Origin of the sequence: Thalassotalea sp. ND16A (assembly GCF_000764205.1) — a bacterium.
In the GTDB taxonomy this organism is placed as follows: Bacteria; Pseudomonadota; Gammaproteobacteria; order Enterobacterales; family Alteromonadaceae; genus Thalassotalea_A.
In genome coordinates, this window is record NZ_JQDZ01000048.1 from 127,215 (window position 1) to 152,380 (window position 25,166).

Consider the following 25,166-nt stretch of genomic DNA (forward strand, 5'->3'; position numbering starts at 1 on the left):
GTTTAAGCTGCCATTTCATTTAAAATAAGCGGTAAAAATGATGAAATTTTTAAACTTTTCTTTAACTGCAGTCCTATTGTCTGGTCTGCTCACGGTTAGCTCTCCAGCAAATGCCACCATTGTCTTGTTCAAAACTTCAATGGGTGATTTTGAAGTGAACCTGTTAGATAACGACACGCCAGAAACTGTCACTAACTTTTTAGCCTATGTTGAAGCTGGTGCCTATTCAAACTCTATCGTTCATCGCTCGATGCCAAACTTTATCGTTCAGGGTGGTGGCTTTATCTACAACGGCGAGACCGATGAGGTAGAAGAACCAGTTACCTTTGACCCGGTGATCAATGAACCGGTCTTTTCCAACGTACGTGGCACCATAGCCATGGCGAAAAAACCTGGCGATGAGAACAGCGCGACCAATCAATGGTTTTTCAATAATGCCGATAATTCAGCAAATTTAGATAACCAAAATGGTGGTTTTACTGCCTTTGGTGTAGTTACTGGCAACGGCATGGAAATTATTGCTGCAATCAACGCTTTGCCAAGATACAACTTAGCCGGTGCATTTGACAATACGCCGTTACAGAATGTTCCTGCGGAAGGCGTGCCTGTCACCGATGAGCACTTAGTGATGATTGAATCGGTTACCGTAATTAATAACAATAAAGATACTCAACCAGAGCTACCACCATTGGCTGATGTAGATCCAGTGCCGGTACCACCAGAAGATAACGATTCAAGTGGCGGCGGCAGTACTGGCTTTCTGCTGTTAAGTGCTTTAGTCGGCATTCGTTTATTTCGCCGCAACTAAAGCTGGCAATTTATTGTAATGAAATTAAGGGTATTTATTTTTAAAGCGCCAATTCGGGTCATTCGGATCCAGAGGCGGCGCAGTGTTTATCGTTTTAGACGACAAATGCTTACTCTTAAACTCGCCCTTAGTCAGGAAAAAGCTGAAACCAAAGAGATGCTCAGTATTTATCGCAAATACACCCGCCGGCAAGCCAGCGAAGAGGAAATGCAAATCGCCAATCGGCAATTTCTCGACTTGCTAAAAGGACTCGGCTTAGGAGTTTTTGCCATACTGCCGTTTGCGCCAATTACCATTCCGGTGATGATAAAACTGAGCCGCTTAGTGGGCGTAGAGATACTGCCAAGTTCGTTTTCTCAAGACAAAAACAAGCCTTAAGCTATCATTAGGTGACGTATTTCAATATAACTAACCTGAGCTCGGGAAAAGCAGCGCCTATTAAACGTAAAGAATAACAAGGGAGCCAAATGGCTCCCTTGTTATTTAAGTGAATGAGTTAGCTCACACAAACAATTTATTGTTCCGTTTTATCGGTTCGATATTTTTCAAACCAGGCCATAATATTACCGACTTTTTGGATTAAATTACTCGGCCGATTGGCAATGCCATGACCCGATTTTTTAATTTTAACCATTGCCGAATCAATGCCTTGTAACTGCAACGCCTGATAGTATTGCTCGGTTTCACTCATTGGCGTACGGTAGTCATTTTCACCGGTTAACAACATGGTTGGCGTCACTACATTTCCCACTAACGATAGTGGCGAGTGCTTCCATAAATGTTCGGCATTATCCCATGGCATGCCCGGCATCCAATATTGAGTAAAATAGGCATAACCGTCAGCGGTTAAACTAAAGCTCATCCAATTGATCACCGGTTTTGCCACCACCGCGGCTTTAAAGCGGTCAGTTTTGCCGATGATCCAGGACGTTAACGTACCACCACCAGAACCGCCGGTAACAAACAGTTGCTGCTCGTCGACATAGCCTTCCTCAACAACACCATCAACCACATCCATTAAATCGTCATAATCTTGTGATGGGTAGTTGTGATGGATCAAATTGGCAAAATCTTCGCCGTAGGATGTGCTGCCACGCGGATTCGCCCAGACAACAACATAGCCTTTGGCTGCCATTAATTGTACTTCCATCGAAAAGTTTGGCCCATATGCCGCATGCGGTCCGCCGTGGATTTCAAGAATTAGCGGGTATTTTTGCTCAGGATCAAAGCCTGGCGGTAATGCTATCCAGGCTTCAATGGATTTTTCATCAATTGAGGAAATCACCGTTAAGCTGCGCACTTTCGCCAAGCTTTTATGGGCAAATACATCTTCATTCAATGAGGTCAGTTTATTCACTTCCCCTTTGGTATTCACTATGGCTAAATCTGCAGGCCGGCTAGGAGTACCCAGAGTGAAAACCACCCGGCCATCGCCTACTGCCTGGTAATCACCTGAGGTATAAGGACGCCCCAAAGACTGGCCACCGAGCTTGGTTTTCATTTTGGTAATATTACCCTTTAAATCGACAAATCCCAGCTGCTGCTGGCCATGGTCAGTAAATGAAAAGTACAGGCCTTTGCCATCGTCGTGCCATTGGATATTGCCCACAGGGCGATCGAGTGTTGCGGTTAAATCTTTATTGTTTTTGCCATCTATGGTCATCACGCTCAAGCTGGCATTTTGACTGGCCAGTTTTTTATCTTCAAAACCCAGGTAAGCGATGTACTTGCCGTCGGGACTGATCAGCGGCTGAAAATCCGGTCCTTGGCGCGTGGTCAACTGAGTAACTTCGCCATCCAGCACATTCATCGCATAAACATCAGTTTCTCTGGGTCTAAGCTGCCAGTTTTCGTTGAGATCGGCGTCAATAATTAGCTGATCGCCATCTTTACTCCAGTTAATTGGGCCATTGTGATGAAAATCGCCTTTACTGATTTGCCGCGGGCTACCGCCCTCACTTGGCACCACATAAATATGATTAAAGCCTGGAGCGACATAACCGCCACCATCATTACGATAATTGGTGGTGTCGATATACGTAGCCGTGCCTGCCCACTTTGCTCCCTTGGGTTGTTTCGGCATGTCTTTAAACAAAGAGCTAGCTTTACCCGGAGTAAACATTGAAAACGCAATGTATTTGCCATCTGGAGACCAGGAAAGTGCACCAGGAGAATGCTGTAAATTGGTGACTCTTACCGTTTGACCATTATCCAAATAACGTACATAAAGCTGATTAGAGCCATCATGAGCTGACATATAGGCTAAGCGTTTACCCTTGGGTGAAAACGTCGGCGATCGAAAGCTTGCTTTACCGGAAAGTAGTGGCCGGTTGCCGCTACCATCCAAATTCATTTGCCATAGACTGCTACGAGTATTGTCGCCCATAATATCCATAGAACGACGTTCATAAATCAGGGTTTTGTTATCTGGGCTTACTTGCGGCGAGGCGGCATATTCGAGTTCAAATACGTCTTTATAATCTACTACCTGTTGTTCGCTGGCGGTGCTAGCAAAAGTGGCTATTGTCGCAGCAATAGCTATGGCTGCGGGCATAGATTTGCCAATTAATTTCCCTTTCATAATTCCCCTCATCTCTATCATAACTAATGAAAATCAGTTACTTACTGTTTTATTAATAAGTGCTCAATCACTGTACCGTATGATGATAAATTAGTATAGCTAATAGGTGTGTCAAAATATGAATGGTGATGGACAAAGCAGGTGAGTTTCAATATGCTGAAATTACACCGGTATTTAGGAGCACAAGAAACCGATGAAGTTAATCATGCGCACTGAATTTGATAATTTAAGGCTAAACGACAGTCATGCTTTTGCAACCGATAGCAACGGCGACAAGCAAGTGGTGAAAATATACTGCGGTGAAAAATTAATTGCTAAAAAAACCACGGTAAAAAAATCCATTCGTTATTTTGGTGTTAAGGAATACAAAGACTATCTCACTGACGAGTAGTGAGTTGTGAGAAAAGTTAATAACAAACTAAGTAAGCTGAGCTCGGGTTAAGTGACTTAATTTTACTGGCCGCTGGTTTTGGCCAAGTGAATCAATTGCTCTAAATAAACCGGCCTTTGCTCAGCACTGCGCAAACCGATATAAATGCATTTATGCACACCATTTTTACCTAAGCGCACCGCTTTGATCGGCATTTGCTGCTGAAACTCTGCTACCAACCAGGCAGGTAACGCCGCGACGCCGCGATTAGCGTTGACCATTTGCAGCATAATTTCCGTATTTTCGATGGTTTTATGTTTTTTCACACAGGCTCCTGCCGGGGTAATAAACTCGTTAAAAATATCAAGCCGGCTGATTTCAATTGGATAAGTGAGCAAGGTTTCTTCCGCCAGCTCACTGGCACTAATACAGTTTTTATCGGCAAAACGATGTTGTTCCGACACCACCAGTACCTGCTCATAATCAAATACCGGAATATAATCCAGGCCTTGCTTATGCAAGGGATCTGGGGTGATCAATAAATCAATGTCGTACGACAGCAGAGCGCCTAAGCCGCCAAACTGAAACTCTTTGCGAATATCAACATCCACATCAGGGTATTGCTTCAAAAATGGCGCGACCACTTTCAACAACCATTGAAAACAGGGAGAACACTCCATGCCAATGCGTAACGTGCCTTTTTGTCCTGCCACTATGTCTTGCATTTCCAGTTCGGCATGCTCAAACTGTGGCAACAAACGATTCGCCAAACTCAATATTCGCAGACCAGACTCAGACAACTTCAAATTTCTGCCACGCTTTTGCCATAGCTGGACACCGAGTTGTTGTTCCAATTTTTTAATCGAATGACTTAGCGCCGACTGCGTCAAACACAGCAAATTAGCCGCCTCGGTCAACGTTCCTTGCTGATCTACGGCACGGATGATTTCCAGATGATGTCGTTCAAGCATAATGTAAAACACCTCTATTAATGAGTAAAATTCATCGAACAATGAATTAATACCAATTTTATTAATTACTTAGCTTGCCTATTATAGCCACTAAATTAATCAAATGGATAGATAGATGGCTAAACTACATAATCTTGGTTTTCCCCGCATCGGCGAAAACCGACAATTAAAATTCGCGCTTGAGCATTATTGGCAAGGCAAAATTGACCAACAGACGTTGCAAGACAATGCGCAAGCAATCAGAGCAAAGAACCTAAAACTCCAGCAACATCTGGATTTTGCCCAGGTTGGAGATTTTTCTTTTTACGATCATGTTCTTGATACCAGCTTCTTGCTTGGTAACGTGCCTAAGCGAGCGGATCGTGATGGCGAAAATACTTTAGATGATTATTTCCGCTTAGCACGTGGACAAGCACCGGGTGATACTAGTTGTTGCGGTATTGCCGCAGGTGAAATGACCAAGTGGTTTGATACTAACTATCACTATATTGTTCCTGAATTTTGCCAGCAAACCTCGTTTGAACTGAATGCGGATAAGTTAATTAAACAAATAAACGAAGCCCGGGCGAAAGGCTTTGTCACCAAACCAGTGATCTTAGGGCCAGTGACCTATTTGTGGCTAGGTAAAGCCAAAGACGAAAGTAACCCGCTGCACTTACTGGATACCTTACTCCCGGTTTATCAACAGCTGTTAACCAAACTGGCAAAATTAGGCATCGAATGGGTACAGTTTGATGAACCAGCGTTGGTCACTGATTTAGACAACGAATGGTTGCTGGCGTATCGTTATGCTTATCAATATTTAAAAGAGCGACAAGTTAAAATATTACTCACCACCTATTTTGGGGCATTGGCAAGTAATTTACCGACCGCCTGCCAATTACCGGTAGACGGAATTCATCTTGATGCGATTAAAGGCAAAGCAGATATTGCGCAAATTTTACCGCAATTAAGTGAGCAACAAGTGTTATCACTGGGCGTCATTGACGGTCGCAATATTTGGAAAACCGAACTCAACAAAGTACTGGATTTTATTGAACCGATAGCCGAACAGCTTGGTGATAGATTGTGGTTGGCGCCGTCGTGTTCTTTACTGCATGTGCCGGTTGATTTGGATGTGGAAAACAATATTCCCGAAGAAGTAAAAAACTGGTTAGCCTTTGCTAAGCAAAAACTCAATGAATTAACTGTTTTGGGCAAAGCGCTAAAGTTTGGTCGTGAAAGCGTAGCCACAGAACTGGCCGAGAATACTCGCTGCTTAGTCGCAAGAACCTCTTCTGCGTTGGTAAACAATGACGCGGTGCGCCAGGCGGTACAACAAGTACGGGCAGAAGATAGCCAGCGTCAATCGCCCTACCCACAACGTGCCGTGTTACAGCAAAGCAAATTAAAGTTACCACGGTTTCCAACCACCACCATAGGCTCATTTCCGCAAACCAGTGAGATCAGAGCCACGCGTCGAGAATTTAAGCAAAACAAAATTGACTTAAGCAGTTATCAACAGAAAATTAAAACTGAGATCAAGCAATGTATCGAAATTCAGGAAGAATTACAGCTTGATGTATTGGTACATGGCGAAGCCGAACGTAACGACATGGTGGAATATTTTGGTGAGCAGCTTTCCGGTTTCGTCTTTAGCCAGTTTGGCTGGGTGCAAAGTTACGGTTCGCGTTGCGTCAAGCCACCAATTATTTATGGCGACGTGAGTCGACAAGGCAGCTTAACCTTAGACTGGACACTTTACGCACAGTCGTTAACGAAAAAGCCGTTAAAAGGCATGCTCTCCGGGCCAGTGACCATATTGAACTGGTCTTTTGTTCGCGATGATCAGCCAAGAAGTGAAACTTGCCAGCAAATTGCTTTGGCCATCCGTGACGAAGTTATTGACCTGGAAGCGGCCGGTATTGGCATCATTCAAATTGATGAGGCGGCATTGCGAGAAGGCTTACCTTTGCGTAAAAGCCAATGGCAAGATTACCTGACCTGGTCGGTAAATGCCTTCAAGCTTAGCGCCAATGGCGTACAGGACAGCACGCAAATACACACTCACATGTGTTATTCAGAATTTAATGACATCATCGAAGCCATTGCCAACATGGATGCCGATGTGATCACTATTGAAACATCTCGTTCCGATATGGAGTTGCTGGATGTGTTCGACCAGTTTGCTTACCCGAACCAAATTGGCCCGGGTGTTTATGATATTCACACGCCAAACATACCCACCGTTGATTCTATTGTGCAATTAATGAACAGCGCGAGCGAAAGAATTCCGGCAGAGCGGTTGTGGTTAAATCCTGATTGTGGTTTAAAAACCAGAGGCTGGCAGGAGGTAACGCCAGCACTGGAAAATATGATGGCGGCAGCACAAATTTTACGTCAATAAAGCTACGAGCAACGAGCTACTGGCCACGGGCTGTGTATTTGATGAATTGACCTATCGTGTAACAATACCAAGTCTGCCCGAAGCTCATAGCCCGAAGCTATTAATATTTTCTGCTTATACCCGGTTGGCAGTAAGCCTTTTGATAGGATTTGTTTAGTGTCCCGTCCATCAATTTTAGTAACTGGTTGGCGGGGTTTTAACCTCGCGTACTTTAATGTATTCACCTATCGTGTAACAATACGAATGCTGCCCGAAGCCCGTAGCCAGAAGCTATTAATCTTTTCTACTTATACCCGACAGGCAGGACGCCTTATGAGGGAGATGGGGCTTCGTTATCAAACGATACCTTGCGCAATAATTCATGAAAGTATTGAATGCCTTGCACGTAATCGACTATTTTTATCCGTTCATCAATGCCATGTACGGTTTTTCGAATATCAGGAGTTAACTTTATCATTAAAAATCGATAAACCGAATCGGTTAACGGATAAAAATACTTCGAATCTGTACCTCCCATTACCAAGTATGGCGCCACTAAAGTTTCTGGTTCAAACTCTCTGATGGTTTGCGCAATCCATTTATAACCATCCGACTCAATACTGGAAACCGGTGATGGGTCATTGTTCATAAACACTTCGTAAGTGACGCGTTTATCATCAACAATGCGTTCAACATCGGCTAATACCGTTTTCCAGGTTTCACCTGGTAATATTCTCAGATTTACCACCACACTGGCTTTCGTCGGCAAAATATTCGACTTACTGCTGCCCTTCATCATGGTGACTGCTGTGGTGGTACGCAAACCGCCAGCGGTACTTTGATTGGCCAATAATTGTTGCTTAACGACTGGAGCTAACAGCCATTGATTGGCCATCGCAAAGCGGGTGTAAAAATCGGCATAACTGCCAATCGCATCGAAGGTTGTGTTGGTATAACGTAAGGTTGCCGGAAACTTATTATTCTCTAATTTTACTATTGCCTGTGCCAGTATGCCGGGGCCGGTATTTTCTGGAGGCATCGACGAATGTCCGCCCGGACGCTCTGCAATTAAACGAATATTGATAAAGCCTTTCTCAGCAATACCAATAATGCCTACTGGTTGAGAAACGGTTTTAATATAACCTTTTAAAATTGCCCCGCCTTCATCGAGCACAAACTCAAAATTCACTCCAAGCTGTTGAAAGTATTCGGCCACTTTTTTGGCGCCTTGACTGCCACCAATCTCTTCATCATGACCAAAAGCAAAATATACGGTACGCTTCGGCGGTTTACCTGAAGCCAAGCTAAGCTCCATAGCTTCCATCAGCGCCATCACTGTGGCTTTATCATCTAAGGCGCCCCGCCCCCATATTTGGTTATCATCGACCACGCCCGCAAACGCTTCATGGGTCCATTTGTCTGCGGTATCTTGGTCCACAGGCACTACGTCCATATGGCCCATAAATAGAGCGGGTTTTAAGCTAGTGTCGGTACCCTGAAATTTGTATACCAATGAGTAGTTATTAATGATTTCTCGGCTGGCAACAGCATGCACAATGGGAAAGCTGGCTTGCAAATGCTGGTGAAAAGCCAAAAACGGTTCAGCGAGAACTGGCGCCGGATAATCGTGGGAAATAGTGGCAATTTGAATCGCTTTCGAGAAATTAGACACCACTTTGTCTTGATCAACTGCGACTCTATTGCTGTGCTGTTGCGGATAATACTGCTGATCGGGATACATGGTATTGGCTCGATAAGTAGCCAGCAGAAAAATACCAATAACGGCTAACACCAATAAACCTATTACTTTTTTCATTTTATTCTCAATAAGTTAGTAATACGTTTAAAACTTTAGCACAATATTATAATTATGCTTAAACCGACGAATTCAAGCCAAAAGTTAATATTTAGATCACAAAAGCCATCACCACAATAACTAAGACAATCACCACTACCGTGTATAGAAAGATATTATCGGACCATTTTTCCGCTCTTTTTTCGGTTGCATGTTTAACTGGTTTTTTCTTGGCTTTTCTTATTTTTGCAGTCATCCGTTTTCCCTTATTATTTTTGTTTTCAGTTAAAACCATAGCACTAATATTGCTCAGCTGCATTAGCGTAATTTCCAGCAAAATTCGCTTAATTAAATTTTTTCATGGAAAACTTGCTTATATTAAAATCATGTCATATGCTTATATGAAGACATACAAGAGATATTGATGAATATTCGACGCATCTCATTATCTCAGTTTGAAATTAATATCGGGAGGGTTCACCATGAATGTTCTAACTTTTAATGAAAAAACAAACCAACCGGCTACCGCAGTTGTTACAGAATCGCGGATAGTGTTTCGCCGGTTCAGAACACTAACAAAAATAACCATCACCTTATTGATCTTTGTTGGTTTTTTCAATACTGCCATGAGTTCATCTGATATTTATTTCACTCTGGCATCGATGATATGGTTGTGGCAAAGTGCCCTGATAAAAATTGAGTTTTCAATTTTTAAACAAATGATCAGTCTGTTCAGATAGGGCAAGTACAACAGCAATTGAAACCTCTCTATTGAGTTGTTTTTTGCTTGCGATTAATCTGCAGCTTTCTCCTAACCTTTATCCAAACTCGCCAATAAATCATGCTATTATCGACTTAGCTCATCATAAAAAACTAATAAAAAATATATTGGATAAGGAAATTTCTTCGATGAAAAAACGCTTTATTGCCACCGCCGTAGTTGCCGGGCTGCTAGTAGCCCCTTACTTTTCTGGTCAACTTGCCGAAACAGAAATGCGTAATATGGTTGCCAAAATGCAAAGCATCCCAGGCGTTTCAGTTAGCATTGAGAACTACCACAGTGGCTGGTTCAATTCGACTGCCGATGTGGTACTAAATTATAGTCAGGAAATTGATAGCCAGGTTGCTCCGCTGGAGATGAAAATAATCAGCAAGCAAAGCATGCAACATGGTCCCATTTTATCGCAATCTAATGGTCTGGGTTTTGGCTTGATTGATATCGCCTATGATTTTGATTTGACCCATAATCAAGGTGCCGCAGTTGAATTTACCCATAACTTTACCAAAGACAAGTTAGAATCATATATGCGTATTGGCTATACCGGCACCATGACTTCTTTTGTCAGCTTGCAACCAGTTCAAATTATGAGTGCTGATGGCAACTTTGATATCAAAGCGTTTGCTTTTGATTCCGTCTTTAGTCGTGATGGCCAATTACAATTTTCAGGTAATTGGCAAGGTCTCGACGTGACTAAGCTAGCCGAAAAGGTGATGTCGATAGGTGAAATGCAATTTTCAGCGGATCAGCAAGTGGTACGCGGCGATATTTTTAGCTATAACGCCCTGGCGTTAGGCGATAGCAACTTCTACATTAAAAACATTGAAATGATCGGCGCTACGGCTGCCGAAAGCGTAACGATTAACGATTTAACCGTACTCTCTACCAGTCACGAAGAAAATGGTTTTATGTATGCCGATGTCGACATCAATATCGATAGTATTAACGCTATCGGACAAGAGTTTAGCAAGTTTGCTTATCAATTAAGTTTGAACAAATTAGATTTGGATGTCTATCAAGAGTTTCAAAATTTGATGATACAAAATAATGCTCAACAAGACCCTGATATGTTGATGATGCAGATGCAGGCAATGCTGCCGGAACTGTTAACTTCAGGCCCTGAACTTAAAATTACCAAGCTCGGCATGCAAACTGCGCAAGGTGAAATTGCTAGTCAGTTAAACATTCGCTTTGATCAAAGCGTATTAGACGTTAACAATCCAATGACGATGTTTATGGCGCTGCAAGCCGATGCCAGTGGCAGAGCTCCCATTGAGTTTTTTAATAGCATCGGTATGCAGCAGAACATTGACCAGTTACTTATGCAAAACATGCTGGTGCAAGACGAAGAGCAAGTGAAGTTTGATTTCACTTTTAGCGATGGTCAGGCATTGTTAAATGGCGAACCTGTGCCATTAGGCTAATTATACCAAGTGCCTTGTTATAATAAAAAAAACCGTATTAACACAGTTAATACGGTTTTTTAAAAAGAGCGCTTTATAATTTTTGTGTTTTACTAGAACTAACTAAGCTTGTACAACATCTTGGTTGATTTGGCCAAAGATAGATTGACCATCTTGGTTAAACATTTCAATTTGAATGTTGTCACCAAAACTCATAAATGATGTCGACGGCTTACCATTTTCAATGGTTTCAATCATCCGGATTTCCGCGATGCAACTGTAACCTACGCCACCTTCAGCAACTGGTTTGCCTGGGCCATCGTTTAGTTTATTCGAAACTGTGCCTGAACCAATAACCGTACCCGCGGCTAATGGACGAGTTTTTGCCGCGTGCGCTACTAATTGACCGAAGTGAAAGGTCATATCAACGCCAGCTTCTGGCTTGCCAAATAGTTCGTTATTGTATTTAGAGCATAATGGTAAGTGTAACTTACCACCTTGCCATGCGTCCCCTAGTTCATTGGGTGTTACACATACCGGGCTGAATGCGCTCGAAGGTTTCGACTGGAAGAAACCAAAGCCTTTCGCCAATTCACCAGGGATTAAGCCACGTAAAGACACGTCATTGACGATCATTAGCAAATTGATGTGGTTTAATGCATCTGCCGCTGAAACGCCCATCGGCACATCACCGGTGATAATTGCAACTTCGGCTTCAAAGTCGATGCCAAAACCGTCAGATTGCGGCATCACGATGGGATCACGAGGTGCAAGGAAGCTGTCTGAGCCACCTTGATACATTAATGGTTCGGTCCAAAACGTAGCTGGCATTTCAGCATTTCTTGCTTTGCGTACCAACTCAACGTGATTCACATAAGCACTGCCATCAGCCCATTGAAAGGCACGTGGCAGTGGTGAGGCACATGTACTTTGCTCAAATGCTTCACCGGCAATAGCACCAGTTTCCAAATCATTAAAGCGTGCTTCAAGTTGTGGTTCTACCGTTTCCCAGTCATCTAAAGCGGCTTGCATAGTCACAGCGATATCTGCTGCCGATGCCATTTTAGTTAAGCTGGAGTTCACTACATAAAGGGCGCCATCGCGACCTGATTTAATACTTGCTAATTTCATTATTTATCACCCGGAAAGTCTTCACCACTGTGTAACCATGCGGCATGGTTTGGTGCTTTTTTAGTAATTGCCCACTCATCAAGCATAGCAGGAGCAACACGTTTTAATTCTTTTAACATGCTTGGCTTACCCGTATTGGCGGCCAGCTCAATTCGATGACCATTTGGATCAAAGAAGTAGATAGATTTAAAGATAGTATGGTCGGTTGGGCCAAGCACATCAATACCTGCATCTTCTAATTTTTGTTTCGATGCAAATAGTTCATCCATCGACTCAACTTCAAAAGCAATGTGTTGTACCCACTCAGGTGTGTTAGTGTCTCGCCCCATAGGTGGTGAATTTGGAATTTCAAAAAACGCCAATACATTGCCCTGACCGGCATCCAAAAATACATGCATGTAAGGGTCAGGAGCTTTGGTTGAAGGAACTTCGTTTTCGGCAATCGCCAATTGAAATTCCATGCCCAATAAATCTCGATAGAATTCTACCGTTTCTTTAGCATCATTGCAGCGATATGCTACATGATGGATGCGCTTGATAGCCATAATCTACCTCTTACTTGTCTTGACCGATGACACCGCGTTCAATTTGGTCACGTTCAATCGATTCAAATAATGCTTTAAAGTTACCTTCACCAAAGCCTTCGTCTTCTTTACGTTGAATAAATTCAAAGAATACCGGACCTAATAACGTGTCAGAGAAGATTTGCAATAATAAACGTGGCTTGCCATCACCCGTTGTGCCATCGACTAAAATGCCACGTGGTTGTAATTGGTCAATTGGTTCACCGTGACCAGGAAGACGATCTTCTAACATGTCATAGTAAGTGCCCGGTGGAGCGGTCATAAACTTGATGCCTTGCGCCTTAAGTTTATCCCAACAAGCAACAATATCGTCACAGGCAAAAGCGATATGCTGAATACCTTCACCGTTATATTTCATTAGGTACTCTTCAATTTGACCGCCGCCGCCAGCTTCTTCGTTTAATGGAATACGAATTTTTCCATCAGGAGCTGTCATTGCTTTTGAGGTTAAGCCGGTGTATTCACCTTTAATATCGAAGTAACGAATCTCACGGAAGTTAAATAAGTTCTCGTAGTATTCAGCCCAATACGCCATACGACCACGATAAACGTTATGGGTTAAGTGATCTAAGGTATGGAAACCACAGCCTTCTGGGTTACGGTCAACACCTTCAAGCCAGTCAAAATCAATATCATAAATGGTATTAGTGCCTTCATATCTGTCGATTAGATACAAAGTAGCACCGCCGATGCCTTTAATCGCGGGTAAACGTAATTCCATTGGGCCAGTTGTTACTTCAACAGGTTGAGCGCCTTGCTCAATAGCACGTTCATAAGCGGCTCTCGCATCTTTCACACGAAATGCCATGCCACATGCTGATGGACCATGTTCCTGGGCATAGTAATCCGCGTGGCTTTTGGGTTCGTAGTTGCTGATTAAGTTGATGTCGCCTTGACGCCATAATTCAACTTGCTTTGATTTGTGCTTAGCAACAAGGGTAAAACCCATAGACTCAAACACCGGTTCTAAAATGCCGCGCTCTGGCGCCGTAAATTCTACAAATTCAAAGCCGTCCAGGCCCATCGGGTTTTCAAATAAATCAGCCATGTTTTTCTCCGTGTTCATTCACTGCAATAACTATAGTCCTAGTTTAGGGAATAGTTTAAAAATTGATTGCCGTGACGTTTATAATTAATATGTTATTATTAGTTTCAGATGAAACTATATTAGTTGCGTTGGTAACTAATTACAATCAAGGTATGTTTATGGCGACGACAGATAATGGCACCTTATCTTTACAGAATTTTTTACCGTATCGTTTATCGGCGTTATCGAACCGCATATCGCAGTCGCTAGCAGTTAAATACAACAAACGGTTTGGCATCACAGTGCAGGAATGGCGGGTGCTAGCGGCGCTTGGCGAGGAAACCAACCTTAGTGCGGTGACCATCACCAATCGCATCGCCATGGATAAAGTGGCGGTGTCCCGTGCGGTGAAAAAATTAATCGATAAAGGCTTAGTGATTAAACAGCGGGTTGTTAGCGATAACCGCAGTCATCAATTAACGCTGACAGACAACGGCGACAAAATGTATCAGCAGCTAATCCCTATAGCGGTCGAACATGAACAGCAAACCATTGAAACTCTTAGTAAAGATGAGCAAAAACAGCTGTTAATGCTATTGGACAAGCTAGATAAAGTGCAGCTAAAATTAAAGCAATAGTTCATTTTATTTGCTGTCAGTACAATGATTACCGACCGTTTTCTTCCTAAAACGACCAAATTAAACAGACAACATTGCTCTGTAAAGAAATAAATACAACCCTCCCTTTCTCCTTAGTTCTTAGCCCTTAAATTATCCATTTAACAGCTGAGTCTGGTACTAAGGTGCTAAATAAACTTGCCTGCATTTAACGTATTGTTAGTAGTATTAACCTGAGCTCAAGCTCAGGTTAACTACTCATTTAAACGTTTATTACAGATCAGGAAAATACCATGTTAAAAGGTAAAGTTGCTTTAATCACTGGCTCCACCAGCGGTATTGGTTTAGCCACCGCACATGTTTTAGCAGAGCAAGGCATAGATTTAGTCTTGCATGGCTTAATGTCTGAACAAGATGGTGCTGCCTTGGCTGAGGAGTTTGCGGCAAAATACCAGATCAACACCTTGTTCGATAATACCGATTTAACCGATGCCGATGCGATCGCCCACTTTATTAATAAGGCCATTGCCAGCCTGGGCTCAATTGATATTTTGATTAATAATGCTGGCATTCAGCACACCGAAAATATTGCCACGTTCCCGGTGGGTAAATGGAACGACATCATCGCCATTAATTTATCTGCCGCCTTTCATACCATCCAACAGTGCTTACCTGGCATGCAAAAAAATAACTGGGGGCGAGTAATCAATGTTGCCTCAGTGCATGGTTTGGTTGGATCACTGCAAAAATCGGCCTATTGCGCAGCAAAACATGGCATTGTTGGCCTCACCAAAGTGGTGGCGTTAGAAAGTGCGGAGCAAGGAATAACCGTGAATGCCGTGTGTCCAGGTTGGGTGGATACTCCTTTGGTCAATGACCAGATTGCCAAGTTAGCAGAGAAAAACGAGGTGTCGTTTACTCAGGCAAAACACAAGCTGGTCACCAATAAACAAGCGTTACCCGACATGGCTGAACCGCGACAAATTGGTGAATTTATCTTATTTTTATGCAGTGATAGTGCCCGCTCTATTACCGGTGCCGCGCTGCCAATGGATGGCGCCTGGACGGCACAATAACCGTCCCTGAATGAGCTCACTCTAAAGGCTCCCTGCCTGCCGTGGATAAATACTTCCCGTAAACAGAAGCTTTTCCATCCATGGAGCTTCTAAGTTAATTCATCCGTGAATTAAACAGCATAATCGAATAAGTGGTTATGCTGTTGGCCTATTGTTGATAAAATTCGCTATGCTCTGATAGGTTTGTTCACACTCTTCAACCACCAAAGAGTGCAGCAACATATAAGCATGGACCATTCCGTCAAAATGTTGATGTTCCACCTTAACGCCAACATTTTCTAGGGCATTGACGTAGGCAAAGGCTTCATCTTTCAACGGATCGCAGCCACCACTAAACACTAAGGTATCTGGCATATTGGCGGTAAAATCAGCAAATAGCGGTGAGGCTTTTTTTACCCGCTCTTCGGTTAAATTTTGTGTTTGGAAATATTGTTGGAAATAATACTGCACTTTATCTTTTTCCAGCAAAAAACCCTGGCCATTTTCATCCATTGAGGCAAAGCTCATGGTGTAATCTACGCCAGGGTAAATTAAAATTTGTTTATCAATTTTGAGCGCCTCATTGGTGACACTGTTCATCGTTAAGGTAGTGCAAATTGCACCGCCAGCACTGTCGCCGACAATATAGATTTGCTCACCATAGTTCATATCAACTAACGCTTGCTGGTAGTGGAGCAATGCCTGCTGACAGTCATTAATGCCTGCTGGATAAGGGTGTTCTCGCGCCAGTCGATACTCAACGCAAATAACGATACACTGGCAGGCAATGGCTAACCGGCGACTGACTGGATCGTACAAATCAATACTGCCACACATATGACCGCCACCGTGAAAGTGCAACAGCACCGGCAATTTTTTATCCGGTGCAGGATGGTAAACTCTAACGGCAATGTTTTGACCTTCACAATTAAGCTGTTTATCCGTTACCACACTCACTTGTGGACCATCGCCGAGCAACGCCGAGCAACGCCGATAATTTGTCTAAATTGGCACGGATGATCTCTGGCTCAAACGCGACGTTATTTGCTTTCGCATCCTTAATGGCGATATTGTTATCTGCTGCTTTGGCGGATTTGAAATCATCCGTCGGATTGAACTGTTAAGACCCTGTTTTGGCCTTAAAATGAGCAACGACTATAGCTTACCAATACAGAAGCTCGGTTATGTTGCCGCCAGTGTATTAATACTCCCCATTGGCTGGCAAGTATTAGCCTAACTCAGACCTAACTCAGGCAAGATAAGGTAAAGACAATACTGCTTCGACTCCCGAGTGTCCGGCAGTATTTCTTAATTTTATTGAGCCATTATGATTAAACATGATTTGCTTACATAAGGCCAAGCCGATACCGCTGCCTTTATTTTTGGTGGTGTAAAATGGCACAAATAAGTTATCGCTATTGGCAATGCCAGTACCATGGTCAATGATGGCGATATATTGCCATTGTCCTTGTTGGTAACAATTAATGGTGATTATCTTTTCATCCTGTGTGGCCATCGCTTCCAGCGCATTTTTAAATAAGTTTATTAATACTTGCTCAAATTGACTTTTATCCGCTGCAACAGTGATAGCACAACTGTCATTAATCACTATCTTGCCTTCCGGAAAAAGCGGAGACAGATTTTCAATCAAAGTGGCTAATGCAAATGACGACTTATTCGGTTGTGGTAAATGCGAAAGTTGACTATAACTGGCGATAAACGTGCTTAGTGAGTCAGCTCTTTCATTAATAATATTGATACCGGCAAGTAATGAGTCGGTATTTATTGGTTCGGATGGTTTTTGTAACTTGCTTTGCATTGACTGACTAATGGTGGCAATAGGAGTTAATGAGTTATTGATCTCATGGCTTAATACTCGGAGTAAACTTTGCCAGGCTTTACGTTCTTTTTCCATCATCAAACGTTCTGCATTGGTAAGCAAATACAGCTGATGACTTTTGCCCTCGCTTAAAAACGGCTCTTTAAATAAAAAGTGCTCGCCCGTGAGCTGCTGCTGCTGATCAAATTCTATGATGCCAGTTTGTGCTTCAACAATTTTCGCACCTATCTTTAAAGACGTCAGTTCGATATTGGTGTAATCATCAACATTGCCTAATACCAGTTTATTGGCGGAAGCATTCGCCATCACCACAAAACCCCGTTCATCGGTTGCCAATACCATGGCATCCATCTGCTCCATGATCCGCTCTAAGAGTAACCGCGATTGCTTGGCTTCAAATTTATGCTTCGACAAGGTATCGGCCAGGTTATTAATCAAACCTAACAGTTGTTGAAATGCCTGGTTGGTATGCAGGCGCCCCCTTAAGGTATAGTCACCATCAATCATCGACTCGATCAAATTTGATAAGGTGCGCACCTGGTATTCTGAATTTTGCTTGCTGGCAACCACCACAAAACTGCAAAGTAGTAACAAAATGATCAGGATAAAAGCGATCAAATAGGCTGAAATCTGTGCCAAATACAGCGATATTGCGCTGACCACAAAACATGGCAAGCAAACCAACAGCACTAATTTATGCAAGTTATCGTCAAGACGATGTTTCCTTTTCGTAAACAATCGCTGCCGCAGTGCATTAATCCAGTTCATACTTACTCAGTCGCCGATAATAACCGCTGCGGCTCAGCCCTAACGACTTAGCGGTTGCGGTGACATTGCCGCGATGAAATTGCAACCGTTTCACTAATGCTTTCTTCTCAATGTCATCCATGGTTAAGTCGGGTTGATCAAGCGAATCAATTTTTTCATTGTTGTCGGTTAATACCAGATCACTGGCATCGATAAGGTCTTTTTTACAGGTGAATAGTACCCGTTCCATTAAATGGCTGAGTTCACGGATATTACCCGGCCATGGATATTGCTGAAGTTTATTGATGGCAGCAGTCGAGAGTTGTGGACAAGGACGATGGTATTTAACACTAAACGAGTGTAAAAAATGCCTGGCTAATGCTGCAATGTCTTCAATACGTTCACTCAGTGACGGCACTCTAATTTGAATAGTATTAAGGCGATAATATAAATCCTGGCGAAAACTTTGTGCTGCAATCGCGGCGAGTAAATCACTATTGGTTGCCGAAATAATACGAACATCTGCATGTTGCGATTTACTGCTACCTACCACCTCAAATCGTTGCTCTTCTAGCACCCGTAATAATTTCGCTTGTTGAGCAATGGGAATATTCGCCAATTCATCAAGAAAAATAGTGCCTTGTTCCGCCATTTCAAAGCGGCCAATGCGATTTTCTTTGGCATCAGTAAACGCACCTTTAACATGACCAAACATTTCACTTTCAAATAAGGATTCAGGAATAGCTCCCATATTTACCGGCACAAATGAGTTTTCGGCACGCCGAGAAACTCCGTGTACATAAGCGGCAAGCATGCTTTTTCCGGTACCGTTATCGCCGGTTAACAGGATACTCATATCACTTTTTGCTAAATCATCCAGACTTGCCAATAATTCTTGCATCACCGGAGATTCGGCAATGATGCCGGCCCGATTTGCAGGATGGGCTTGCGACGTTAATAATTGATTCTGTTGACTGAGTCGTTGCGCTTTTTTATCAATACTTGCCAGCGCAAGCTGGGTATTGATAGCATTGAGCAGAGACTCGTTTTTCCACGGTTTTTGGATAAAATCTTTCGCCCCTGCCTGCATCGCCTCAACCGCGATATCAATCGTTGCCCAACCGGTCATCACAATAATAGGAATGGTTAAATCAACGGCGTTAATGGCGGCAACTAACTGCAAGCCTTCTGCTCCGGATGTGGTGTCTTGCTGAAAGTTCATATCGAGCAAGACCAAATCAACCGTTTGCGTGGTTATATTCTCCAGCGCCGCCTGTGGCGTTGTTACCGCCACAATATCAAAGCCCTCTTCGGCCAGTACATATTTCAAACTGGCGAGGATATTAATATCATCATCAGCAATTAAGATTTTTTTAGTCACTTGAAATAAAACTTCCTAAATCAAATTGTTATCCGCTGTTCACCAGCGGTGATAAACGTTAAGAAAACCAAGATTCGCCTAATAAAAGCAAGAATAGCACATAACATTATTCATGCATGCGCTATTATTTTCGTGCTTTATACCCTGCTCTATGGTTATTCGTAACGTAATGCTAAGCTAGGCTCCATCTTCACGGCGCGTTTAGTTGGCGCAAAGATCGCTAACATCACTATCATTGATAACGCTACCACAACAACAAACGCCAGCCCGAAATAGAAAGACACCGGGAAAAGTTCTTCGGTAAACTTATGAAAACCAAACGAGATCAAGGCAAAACATACTAACGCTAACCCTAGTCCGATGATCAGTTGCCTGGCGCCTTGTTTTAAAAACATCAGGATAATATTGTTATCACTAGCACCGACAGCTCGTCTTATGCCCACTTCATGGGTGCGTTGTGCCACCGAATTTGCGGTTAAGCCGTAAATGCCCACCATGGCCAATAACAAAGCAAAGCAACCGGTGCCAAAAGTAACGTTTGACATCATCCGCATTGAATCACGCATTAGATCACGATTTTTTGTCGCCAGCTGTACCGAGTAATTCATTTCAATGGAACGGTCGGTGTTAAACATTGCCTGATAAAAAATCTCTTCTGCGTTTAAAGTGTGCGGTAAAATTCGATAATAGACGATTTGAAAACTATTGAAGAATTGCAAACCTGACAAATATATTTCATCGGCGCTGTCTAATTGGCTAAATAACGTGCTTGGGTTCATCCGATCAGTGACCACGCCGACAATGAATACTTTTTCCTGTTTGTCATCAATATTAATTTGAAAACTCTTTTCCAGCACCGATTCACCCGGCCAATAACGGTTAGCCATTGACTGGCTGATCAATGCCGTTTTACGATTACCGGCTTTATCTAAGTGGGAAAATTGTCGGCCAGCGACTAAATTGATACCCACGGTTGCCGTGTCACCGATTACGGTTAAGGTATCTATTTTAGGTTTATCTTCTTCGGTGGCATAATCCACGCCTTCTAGCGTTACCACAGCCCCAGGACTCCAATTATTTGCCAACACATCCACCACTTGTGGATGTTGCTTAATTTGCTCTTGCAAAGATTGATACAACGCCCGTTGCTGCTCTACTGCCGGGTATTTTTTCTCCGGAATAGTCATTCGTGCGGTCATCACATCCTGATAGTTATCGCCCATTTCAATATTGATGAATTTATGCGCAATAAAGCCAGAAACCGAGCCAATTAACATCAGAGTTGCCACCAAAAAGATTTGTGCGGTCACTAAAATTTTCGATATGCGCCCAGACTTTTTGCTTTGCGCGCCACGAGTACCGTCTCTTAATGTGGTATTAATGTCTTGTCTTGCTGAGCGCCATGCCGGTAAAAATGCGGCTAATAAAATGGTCAGCACAGTGAACGCAACCGCCATCAACAGAGTTTCAACATCCATGCCCCAATGCCACCAAAAAGCACCGCCATCGGGCATCCAGGAACGTAACACAATTTCGGTATAATCAAGCGCGGCGCCCACCAATAGCAAAGACAATACCCCGCCCACGGTTGAGATAATGATACCTTCCCACATCAATTGACTGACCAAACGAGAAGTTGTGGCGCCAAGTGCGGCCCGAATGGCGGTTTCTTTTTGCCGTTCAATAGAACGGGCCAGTAACAAGTTACCGACATTGATACAGGCAAGCAGTAAAATCAGCCAGGCAATACCATTGATGAAGGCAAAAATTGTGCTGCCTTGCCCGCCGGTTTGAGCCATTTGAAAGCTTAATAATCGCGTACTCTTTTCCATTTCAGGCAGATCATAGAGTTTGACATTTTGTTGATATAACTGGTTAACGGCCTGGCCTAATTCTGCTTCGGCCTGCTCAATTGTTGCACTTGACTTAATTCGGGCATAGGCATTAACGTACTCACTTAGTTCGGCGCTTGCATTGAAGATATCGTCGCTCATAGGTAACCACACTTCCGATGTATTTGGAAAACGATAACCTTGTGGCATGACGCCAATAATACCGGTGATTTCACCATTAAGTGTCATCGTTTTTGCTAATACATTTTCATCACCATTGAGCTCGCTTTGCCAGGTTTCATAGCTAATTAAGGCAACAGGTTCCGCACCGACTAAGGTATCTTCTGGTTGAATGGTGCGCCCCAAAATTGGCCTGGTTCGGCTAAATTCGAAAAAGCCGCTGCGCACATAACTGCCTGAAATATTTTTTCCAGACTGCTGCACTGAAATGCGAATGTCTCTGTCGTCATAAATACCAAATTCAGCAAATGTCGATAAGCCTTGTTTCACCTGATTGAATTCATCGGCGGTAATGGGGTTGTAATTGCCATCAAAGAGTACCGAAACAGATTTTGCCGTGTCGCCTTCTGGCAAAGGTAATGGTTTATAGACAATGGAGTACAAAAATGAAAAAGTGAATAAGCTTATCGACAAGCCACCAATTAATACCGCCAATGTCATCGCGGTAAATTTGGGCTCTTTAAACAACAACCTCAACGCGTATTTAATATCTATTAGCATCGACATAGTTTCTACCCCACCGCCAATTCAACCGGTTGAACATTATGTTCAGACCCTGCCTGATGATTGATACTGTCTTTAATTAACTGGCCGTCGAACATCTCTAAACAACGACTGGCGCGTTGCGCCGATGCCGGATCATGAGTCACCATGCAGATAGTCGCGCCATCTTGATGAAGCTGGTCAAACAACTGCAACACCGCTTCGGCATTTTTCGAATCTAAATTACCGGTAGGTTCATCCGCTAAAATGATTGCCGGATCGTTCACCAGCGCTCTGGCAACTGCGACACGCTGTTGTTGACCTCCGGATAATTGTGCTGGGTAGTGATTTTTACGATGTGCCATTTCGACTTTTTCGAGTACATCATTCACTTTTGACTCTATCACCGTTTTCGCTAAGCCAGTTTGATAGGTTAATGGCAACATCACATTTTCAAACACGGTTAAATCTGAAATCAAATTAAATGATTGAAACACAAAGCCTATTTGTTGGCTTCGTATTTTTGCTCGCTGGTTCCGCGTCAACGATGATGCATCTTCTTCCGCCAGTTGGTAATCGCCCGTGGTTGGTGAATCGAGCAAACCCAGTAACGACAGCAGTGTTGATTTACCGCAACCTGATTGACCACTCAATGAAATGTATTCGCCTTTGTTGATTTGCAAGTTAATGCCATTTAAGGCGCGGGTTTCGATTTCTTCAGTTAAAAAGGTTTTGCTTATATTTTTTAAGCTAATTAATGCTGTCATTATTCTGCTCCATTATTATCGGCGGCTTATAGCGCCAATGATCTGTTATCGGTGTTAAACCAAGTTGGTTAAATACGCTTATGTTTGAACTAATTAATCATGATTTGTTGATGTTCTTGCCAGCTTGAGGTGTCTGAAATAATAATTTCATCACCAGCAGTTAACCCTGACAGAATTTGGATTTTACTCACTGAACTTTGACCAAGATTTACCGATTGCTTGCTGGCAAACTGTTGATCGACGCTGAGTTTATACAGCCCAATGGCACTATGCCTTGGCGCAAATACCGGACGTTTAACAAATAAGGCATTATCGATATTGCTGATCTCAATTAGGCTATCAACGGTGAGTTCCGGGCGTGCTTCATTCGGCAATTGGCTGGTTAATTTCACATCGATTAATACCATGCCGGCATTTACCGCCGGGTCAATACGCGTAACGATACCGGCAATTTCACTGGTGCGGGTATCCACGGTCACTATTTGGCCTAAAGCGATGTCTCTCGCTCTCACTTCCTGCACTTGTAATTCTGCAAATAAGGTTTTTTGATCAGCCACTAACGCGACGCTATCCCCCACTTGCGCCCGTTCTCCTAGAATCAACGACACTTGTTGCACCACACCATGAGTAGATGCTCGCACTTGCAAAGCGTCAACTTGCTCTTGCACTCGTTGATAATTATTTTCCACTAAACCAATACGTGCTTGTTGCGCCGTTTTTGTTGCCGCCAAATTTTCTTGCATCTTTTTGGTTTTTTGTTGTTGCGCTTGCCAGTATTGCATTTGCTGTTTTACCGCTAACTGGCTTTTTTGATAATCCAGCGCTGACACCGTAGCATTGCCTTGCTCCATCAACAGAGTTTCTGCATCGAGCTTTAATTTTGCTGACTGATAGTTAAATCCGGCAGATACGACCGAGTTCTGCAAATCAACCATTTGCGACTCGAGCGCGACAAAGGCGGCATGGCTTTCGGCTTTATTGGCTTCAAGTTCCCAGCGGGCTGTTTCCAATTCGCGATGCAGTTCAGGGTTTGACAGCTGAACTAACACATCGCCTTCACTGACTTCGGCCCCGGCTTTGACAAAAACTTGCTCAACACGCCCTGATACTTGCGCCGACACCCAACGAATATTCAGTGGTTTTAACACCCCGGTGGCACGCACATTGACGCGAAAATTGCCCTGTTCAACGGTGGCAATGACTACCGCATTCTTTTCCACAATATAGGAAGCATCCCCTAAGATATTTCTTAGAAAATAAGTCGCAATGAGCAGTATAATAATCGGCATCACATACCAATATTTACGCCATAGTGGTGGTTGGGTGATTTGTCGTTGTGTATCCATAAGCCATCTACATTTTTACATTACTGATAGCTTTATGTTACAAGTGTCGTGCCAACTTAGTAAAAACGACTAATCATTTGATATTGTTCATATTTTAATTGCACGTCGATTTATTGAAATAACTATATGTGTCGATACCGACACAAAAAAAATGTGCTGGTGTTGCAGTTCTGATACAACAAGAAAAAGCAAAGAAATCTACCAAGAGCAGTTTACGGAGAGAATTTTCCGCCATACAAATTTTAAATAAATTGTCAATTGATTATTAATCAGTTGGTTGACCACCATGATATAGTGGCAAATTACCAATGTCGGTAAGCCCTAGCCAAACATCAACAGGAAAGATAAAAATACATGTTCAAGACCCTAGCCGCCGCAATAATCAGCCTCATCTGTGTCTTCATCGCGCAAGCCGGAGAAGTATATGAAGACTTTCCAAATGAAATAAAAGCCAGTGAAAAATATGTGTTTTACTCGCACGGGTTTATTGTTGAAGGGGATAATCCTACCCCGGTCAGCGCGCGTTGGGGAACTTACCAATTCCCACAAATAAAAACTGCGCTTAGCGACGAAGGCTACAATCTGATTGCCTATCATCGGGCAAAAGGGACAGATCCCTATCAGTTTGCCAAAAAACTTGTTGATGATTTCAATGCCCTGGTAAGCCATGGCGTGTTAGCTGAAAATATTTATCTGATCGGTTTTTCACGAGGCGGGGCGATCACCGGCTTAGTGTCACATTATGCAAAATCGAGCAAACTCAATATGATAATTCTTGCCGGCTGTGGCACCTTATTGCGTAACAATCCGCAAGTGGACTTGTATGGCCAGATCTACTCCATTTATGAAACCTCTGATGGTGTCGGCTCTTGCCAGTATGTGATTGACCGCAGCAAGCAGGTAACATCGTTTACCGAGATTGCCATCAGTACCGGCAAAGAACACGGTGCGTTTTACACACCGATTGAAGAATGGCTGAGCCCGGTGAAAAACTGGATCAAATCACCTAAATAGTTTTAGGCTGAAGTTAAACGCAATTGTTAAA

General features: G+C 43.1%; 22 protein-coding genes. 9 read left to right on the forward strand and 13 right to left on the reverse strand.

Annotated elements, in window-relative coordinates; genetic code table 11:
• The first annotated feature begins 37 nt into the window (after nucleotides 1–37).
• Nucleotides 38–808 carry a peptidylprolyl isomerase gene (locus ND16A_RS10335; protein WP_033077373.1) on the forward strand — a complete coding sequence of 257 codons (771 nt, stop codon included), beginning with the start codon at nucleotides 38–40 and terminating at the stop codon, nucleotides 806–808.
• An 18-nt stretch (nucleotides 809–826) separates the two neighbouring features.
• Nucleotides 827–1,186 carry a hypothetical protein gene (locus ND16A_RS10330; protein WP_033077374.1) on the forward strand — a complete coding sequence of 120 codons (360 nt, stop codon included), beginning with the start codon at nucleotides 827–829 and terminating at the stop codon, nucleotides 1,184–1,186.
• Between the two features lie 136 nt (nucleotides 1,187–1,322).
• On the opposite strand, the gene ND16A_RS10325 is transcribed toward ND16A_RS10330, so the two are convergent.
• Complete coding sequence (locus ND16A_RS10325) at nucleotides 1,323–3,389, reverse strand: S9 family peptidase (protein ID WP_033077375.1); 2,067 nt, start codon at nucleotides 3,387–3,389, stop codon at nucleotides 1,323–1,325.
• 193 nt (nucleotides 3,390–3,582) lie between these two features.
• Between ND16A_RS10325 and ND16A_RS10320 the strand changes: the two genes are divergently transcribed.
• Complete coding sequence (locus ND16A_RS10320; protein ID WP_033077376.1) at nucleotides 3,583–3,780, forward strand: hypothetical protein; 198 nt, start codon at nucleotides 3,583–3,585, stop codon at nucleotides 3,778–3,780.
• Nucleotides 3,781–3,842: 62 nt separating this feature from the next.
• On the opposite strand, the gene ND16A_RS10315 is transcribed toward ND16A_RS10320, so the two are convergent.
• Nucleotides 3,843–4,730: a LysR family transcriptional regulator gene (locus ND16A_RS10315; protein ID WP_033077377.1), complete on the reverse strand. Its 888-nt coding sequence runs from the start codon at nucleotides 4,728–4,730 to the stop codon at nucleotides 3,843–3,845.
• A 115-nt stretch (nucleotides 4,731–4,845) separates the two neighbouring features.
• Here ND16A_RS10315 and metE point away from each other — a divergent pair, with 115 nt between their 5' ends.
• Nucleotides 4,846–7,116 (forward strand): 5-methyltetrahydropteroyltriglutamate--homocysteine S-methyltransferase, encoded by a 2,271-nt coding sequence (gene metE / locus ND16A_RS10310; RefSeq protein ID WP_033077378.1) that lies wholly within the window; start codon nucleotides 4,846–4,848, stop codon nucleotides 7,114–7,116.
• A 310-nt stretch (nucleotides 7,117–7,426) separates the two neighbouring features.
• On the opposite strand, the gene ND16A_RS10305 is transcribed toward metE, so the two are convergent.
• Together ND16A_RS10305 and ND16A_RS10300 are read right to left on the reverse strand one after the other, a co-directional pair.
• On the reverse strand, nucleotides 7,427–8,911 hold the full coding sequence (locus tag ND16A_RS10305; RefSeq protein ID WP_033077379.1) for a M20 family peptidase: 1,485 nt from the start codon (nucleotides 8,909–8,911) through the stop codon (nucleotides 7,427–7,429).
• A gap of 91 nt (nucleotides 8,912–9,002) precedes the next feature.
• A complete protein-coding gene (locus ND16A_RS10300; RefSeq protein WP_033077380.1) occupies nucleotides 9,003–9,209 on the reverse strand; it encodes a hypothetical protein in 207 nt (68 codons plus the stop codon).
• 163 nt (nucleotides 9,210–9,372) lie between these two features.
• On the opposite strand from ND16A_RS10300, the gene ND16A_RS10295 reads away from it, so the two are divergent.
• Both ND16A_RS10295 and ND16A_RS10290 read left to right on the forward strand, forming a co-directional pair.
• Nucleotides 9,373–9,630, forward strand: coding sequence for a hypothetical protein (locus ND16A_RS10295; RefSeq protein ID WP_033077381.1), 258 nt, complete (start codon nucleotides 9,373–9,375; stop codon nucleotides 9,628–9,630).
• Nucleotides 9,631–9,799: 169 nt separating this feature from the next.
• Entirely contained in the window at nucleotides 9,800–11,092 is a 1,293-nt protein-coding gene (locus ND16A_RS10290) for a YdgA family protein (RefSeq protein WP_033077382.1), read from the forward strand.
• 102 nt (nucleotides 11,093–11,194) lie between these two features.
• On the opposite strand, the gene ND16A_RS10285 is transcribed toward ND16A_RS10290, so the two are convergent.
• The 3 genes from ND16A_RS10285 to hppD are packed head-to-tail and all read right to left on the reverse strand — an operon-like array spanning nucleotide 11,195 to nucleotide 13,834.
• The gene (locus ND16A_RS10285) at nucleotides 11,195–12,202 is read right to left on the reverse strand and encodes a fumarylacetoacetate hydrolase family protein (protein ID WP_033077383.1); all 1,008 of its coding nucleotides are present in this window, start codon (nucleotides 12,200–12,202) and stop codon (nucleotides 11,195–11,197) included.
• On the reverse strand, nucleotides 12,202–12,747 hold the full coding sequence (locus tag ND16A_RS10280; RefSeq protein ID WP_033077384.1) for a VOC family protein: 546 nt from the start codon (nucleotides 12,745–12,747) through the stop codon (nucleotides 12,202–12,204). The genes ND16A_RS10285 and ND16A_RS10280 overlap by 1 nt, the downstream gene beginning before the upstream one ends.
• 10 nt (nucleotides 12,748–12,757) lie before the next feature.
• A complete protein-coding gene (hppD, locus tag ND16A_RS10275) occupies nucleotides 12,758–13,834 on the reverse strand; it encodes a 4-hydroxyphenylpyruvate dioxygenase (protein WP_033077385.1) in 1,077 nt (358 codons plus the stop codon).
• Nucleotides 13,835–13,992: 158 nt separating this feature from the next.
• Here hppD and ND16A_RS10270 point away from each other — a divergent pair, with 158 nt between their 5' ends.
• Nucleotides 13,993–14,451, forward strand: a complete 459-nt coding sequence (locus tag ND16A_RS10270; protein WP_033077470.1) for a MarR family winged helix-turn-helix transcriptional regulator — start codon at nucleotides 13,993–13,995, stop codon at nucleotides 14,449–14,451.
• A 272-nt stretch (nucleotides 14,452–14,723) separates the two neighbouring features.
• Complete coding sequence (locus ND16A_RS10265; RefSeq protein ID WP_033077386.1) at nucleotides 14,724–15,506, forward strand: 3-hydroxybutyrate dehydrogenase; 783 nt, start codon at nucleotides 14,724–14,726, stop codon at nucleotides 15,504–15,506.
• A gap of 135 nt (nucleotides 15,507–15,641) precedes the next feature.
• Here the strand turns inward: ND16A_RS10265 and ND16A_RS19925 are convergent, their stop codons facing one another.
• From ND16A_RS19925 to ND16A_RS10235, 6 genes are all read right to left on the reverse strand, one after another.
• Entirely contained in the window at nucleotides 15,642–16,463 is an 822-nt protein-coding gene (locus ND16A_RS19925; RefSeq protein WP_235282077.1) for an alpha/beta hydrolase, read from the reverse strand.
• Nucleotides 16,464–16,734: 271 nt separating this feature from the next.
• Nucleotides 16,735–18,093, reverse strand: a complete 1,359-nt coding sequence (locus ND16A_RS10255; protein WP_033077387.1) for a sensor histidine kinase — start codon at nucleotides 18,091–18,093, stop codon at nucleotides 16,735–16,737.
• The gene (locus tag ND16A_RS10250) at nucleotides 18,080–19,453 is read right to left on the reverse strand and encodes a sigma-54-dependent transcriptional regulator (protein ID WP_033077388.1); all 1,374 of its coding nucleotides are present in this window, start codon (nucleotides 19,451–19,453) and stop codon (nucleotides 18,080–18,082) included. Before ND16A_RS10250 ends, ND16A_RS10255 begins: the two co-directional genes overlap by 14 nt.
• A gap of 155 nt (nucleotides 19,454–19,608) precedes the next feature.
• Nucleotides 19,609–22,032: an FtsX-like permease family protein gene (locus ND16A_RS10245; RefSeq protein WP_033077389.1), complete on the reverse strand. Its 2,424-nt coding sequence runs from the start codon at nucleotides 22,030–22,032 to the stop codon at nucleotides 19,609–19,611.
• Nucleotides 22,033–22,037: 5 nt separating this feature from the next.
• Complete coding sequence (locus ND16A_RS10240) at nucleotides 22,038–22,775, reverse strand: ABC transporter ATP-binding protein (protein WP_033077390.1); 738 nt, start codon at nucleotides 22,773–22,775, stop codon at nucleotides 22,038–22,040.
• Between the two features lie 89 nt (nucleotides 22,776–22,864).
• The gene (locus ND16A_RS10235) at nucleotides 22,865–24,121 is read right to left on the reverse strand and encodes an efflux RND transporter periplasmic adaptor subunit (RefSeq protein WP_033077391.1); all 1,257 of its coding nucleotides are present in this window, start codon (nucleotides 24,119–24,121) and stop codon (nucleotides 22,865–22,867) included.
• A gap of 354 nt (nucleotides 24,122–24,475) precedes the next feature.
• Between ND16A_RS10235 and ND16A_RS10230 the strand changes: the two genes are divergently transcribed.
• The gene (locus ND16A_RS10230; protein ID WP_033077392.1) at nucleotides 24,476–25,135 is read left to right on the forward strand and encodes an alpha/beta hydrolase family protein; all 660 of its coding nucleotides are present in this window, start codon (nucleotides 24,476–24,478) and stop codon (nucleotides 25,133–25,135) included.
• Nucleotides 25,136–25,166 lie beyond the last annotated feature (31 nt).

Coding starts and splice junctions, on each gene's coding strand:
- metE (WP_033077378.1), top strand. CDS start 4,846: ATGGCTAAACTACATAATCTTGGTTTTCCCCGCATCGGCGAAAACCGA.
- ND16A_RS10315 (WP_033077377.1), bottom strand. CDS start 4,730: ATGCTTGAACGACATCATCTGGAAATCATCCGTGCCGTAGATCAGCAA.
- ND16A_RS10290 (WP_033077382.1), top strand. CDS start 9,800: ATGAAAAAACGCTTTATTGCCACCGCCGTAGTTGCCGGGCTGCTAGTA.
- ND16A_RS10265 (WP_033077386.1), top strand. CDS start 14,724: ATGTTAAAAGGTAAAGTTGCTTTAATCACTGGCTCCACCAGCGGTATT.
- ND16A_RS10270 (WP_033077470.1), top strand. CDS start 13,993: ATGGCGACGACAGATAATGGCACCTTATCTTTACAGAATTTTTTACCG.
- ND16A_RS10245 (WP_033077389.1), bottom strand. CDS start 22,032: ATGTCGATGCTAATAGATATTAAATACGCGTTGAGGTTGTTGTTTAAA.
- ND16A_RS10330 (WP_033077374.1), top strand. CDS start 827: ATGAAATTAAGGGTATTTATTTTTAAAGCGCCAATTCGGGTCATTCGG.
- ND16A_RS10320 (WP_033077376.1), top strand. CDS start 3,583: ATGAAGTTAATCATGCGCACTGAATTTGATAATTTAAGGCTAAACGAC.
- ND16A_RS10295 (WP_033077381.1), top strand. CDS start 9,373: ATGAATGTTCTAACTTTTAATGAAAAAACAAACCAACCGGCTACCGCA.
- ND16A_RS10280 (WP_033077384.1), bottom strand. CDS start 12,747: ATGGCTATCAAGCGCATCCATCATGTAGCATATCGCTGCAATGATGCT.
- ND16A_RS10230 (WP_033077392.1), top strand. CDS start 24,476: ATGTTCAAGACCCTAGCCGCCGCAATAATCAGCCTCATCTGTGTCTTC.
- ND16A_RS10300 (WP_033077380.1), bottom strand. CDS start 9,209: ATGCAGCTGAGCAATATTAGTGCTATGGTTTTAACTGAAAACAAAAAT.
- ND16A_RS10235 (WP_033077391.1), bottom strand. CDS start 24,121: ATGGATACACAACGACAAATCACCCAACCACCACTATGGCGTAAATAT.
- ND16A_RS10240 (WP_033077390.1), bottom strand. CDS start 22,775: ATGACAGCATTAATTAGCTTAAAAAATATAAGCAAAACCTTTTTAACT.
- ND16A_RS10255 (WP_033077387.1), bottom strand. CDS start 18,093: ATGAACTGGATTAATGCACTGCGGCAGCGATTGTTTACGAAAAGGAAA.
- hppD (WP_033077385.1), bottom strand. CDS start 13,834: ATGGCTGATTTATTTGAAAACCCGATGGGCCTGGACGGCTTTGAATTT.
- ND16A_RS10335 (WP_033077373.1), top strand. CDS start 38: ATGATGAAATTTTTAAACTTTTCTTTAACTGCAGTCCTATTGTCTGGT.
- ND16A_RS10305 (WP_033077379.1), bottom strand. CDS start 8,911: ATGAAAAAAGTAATAGGTTTATTGGTGTTAGCCGTTATTGGTATTTTT.
- ND16A_RS10285 (WP_033077383.1), bottom strand. CDS start 12,202: ATGAAATTAGCAAGTATTAAATCAGGTCGCGATGGCGCCCTTTATGTA.
- ND16A_RS10325 (WP_033077375.1), bottom strand. CDS start 3,389: ATGAAAGGGAAATTAATTGGCAAATCTATGCCCGCAGCCATAGCTATT.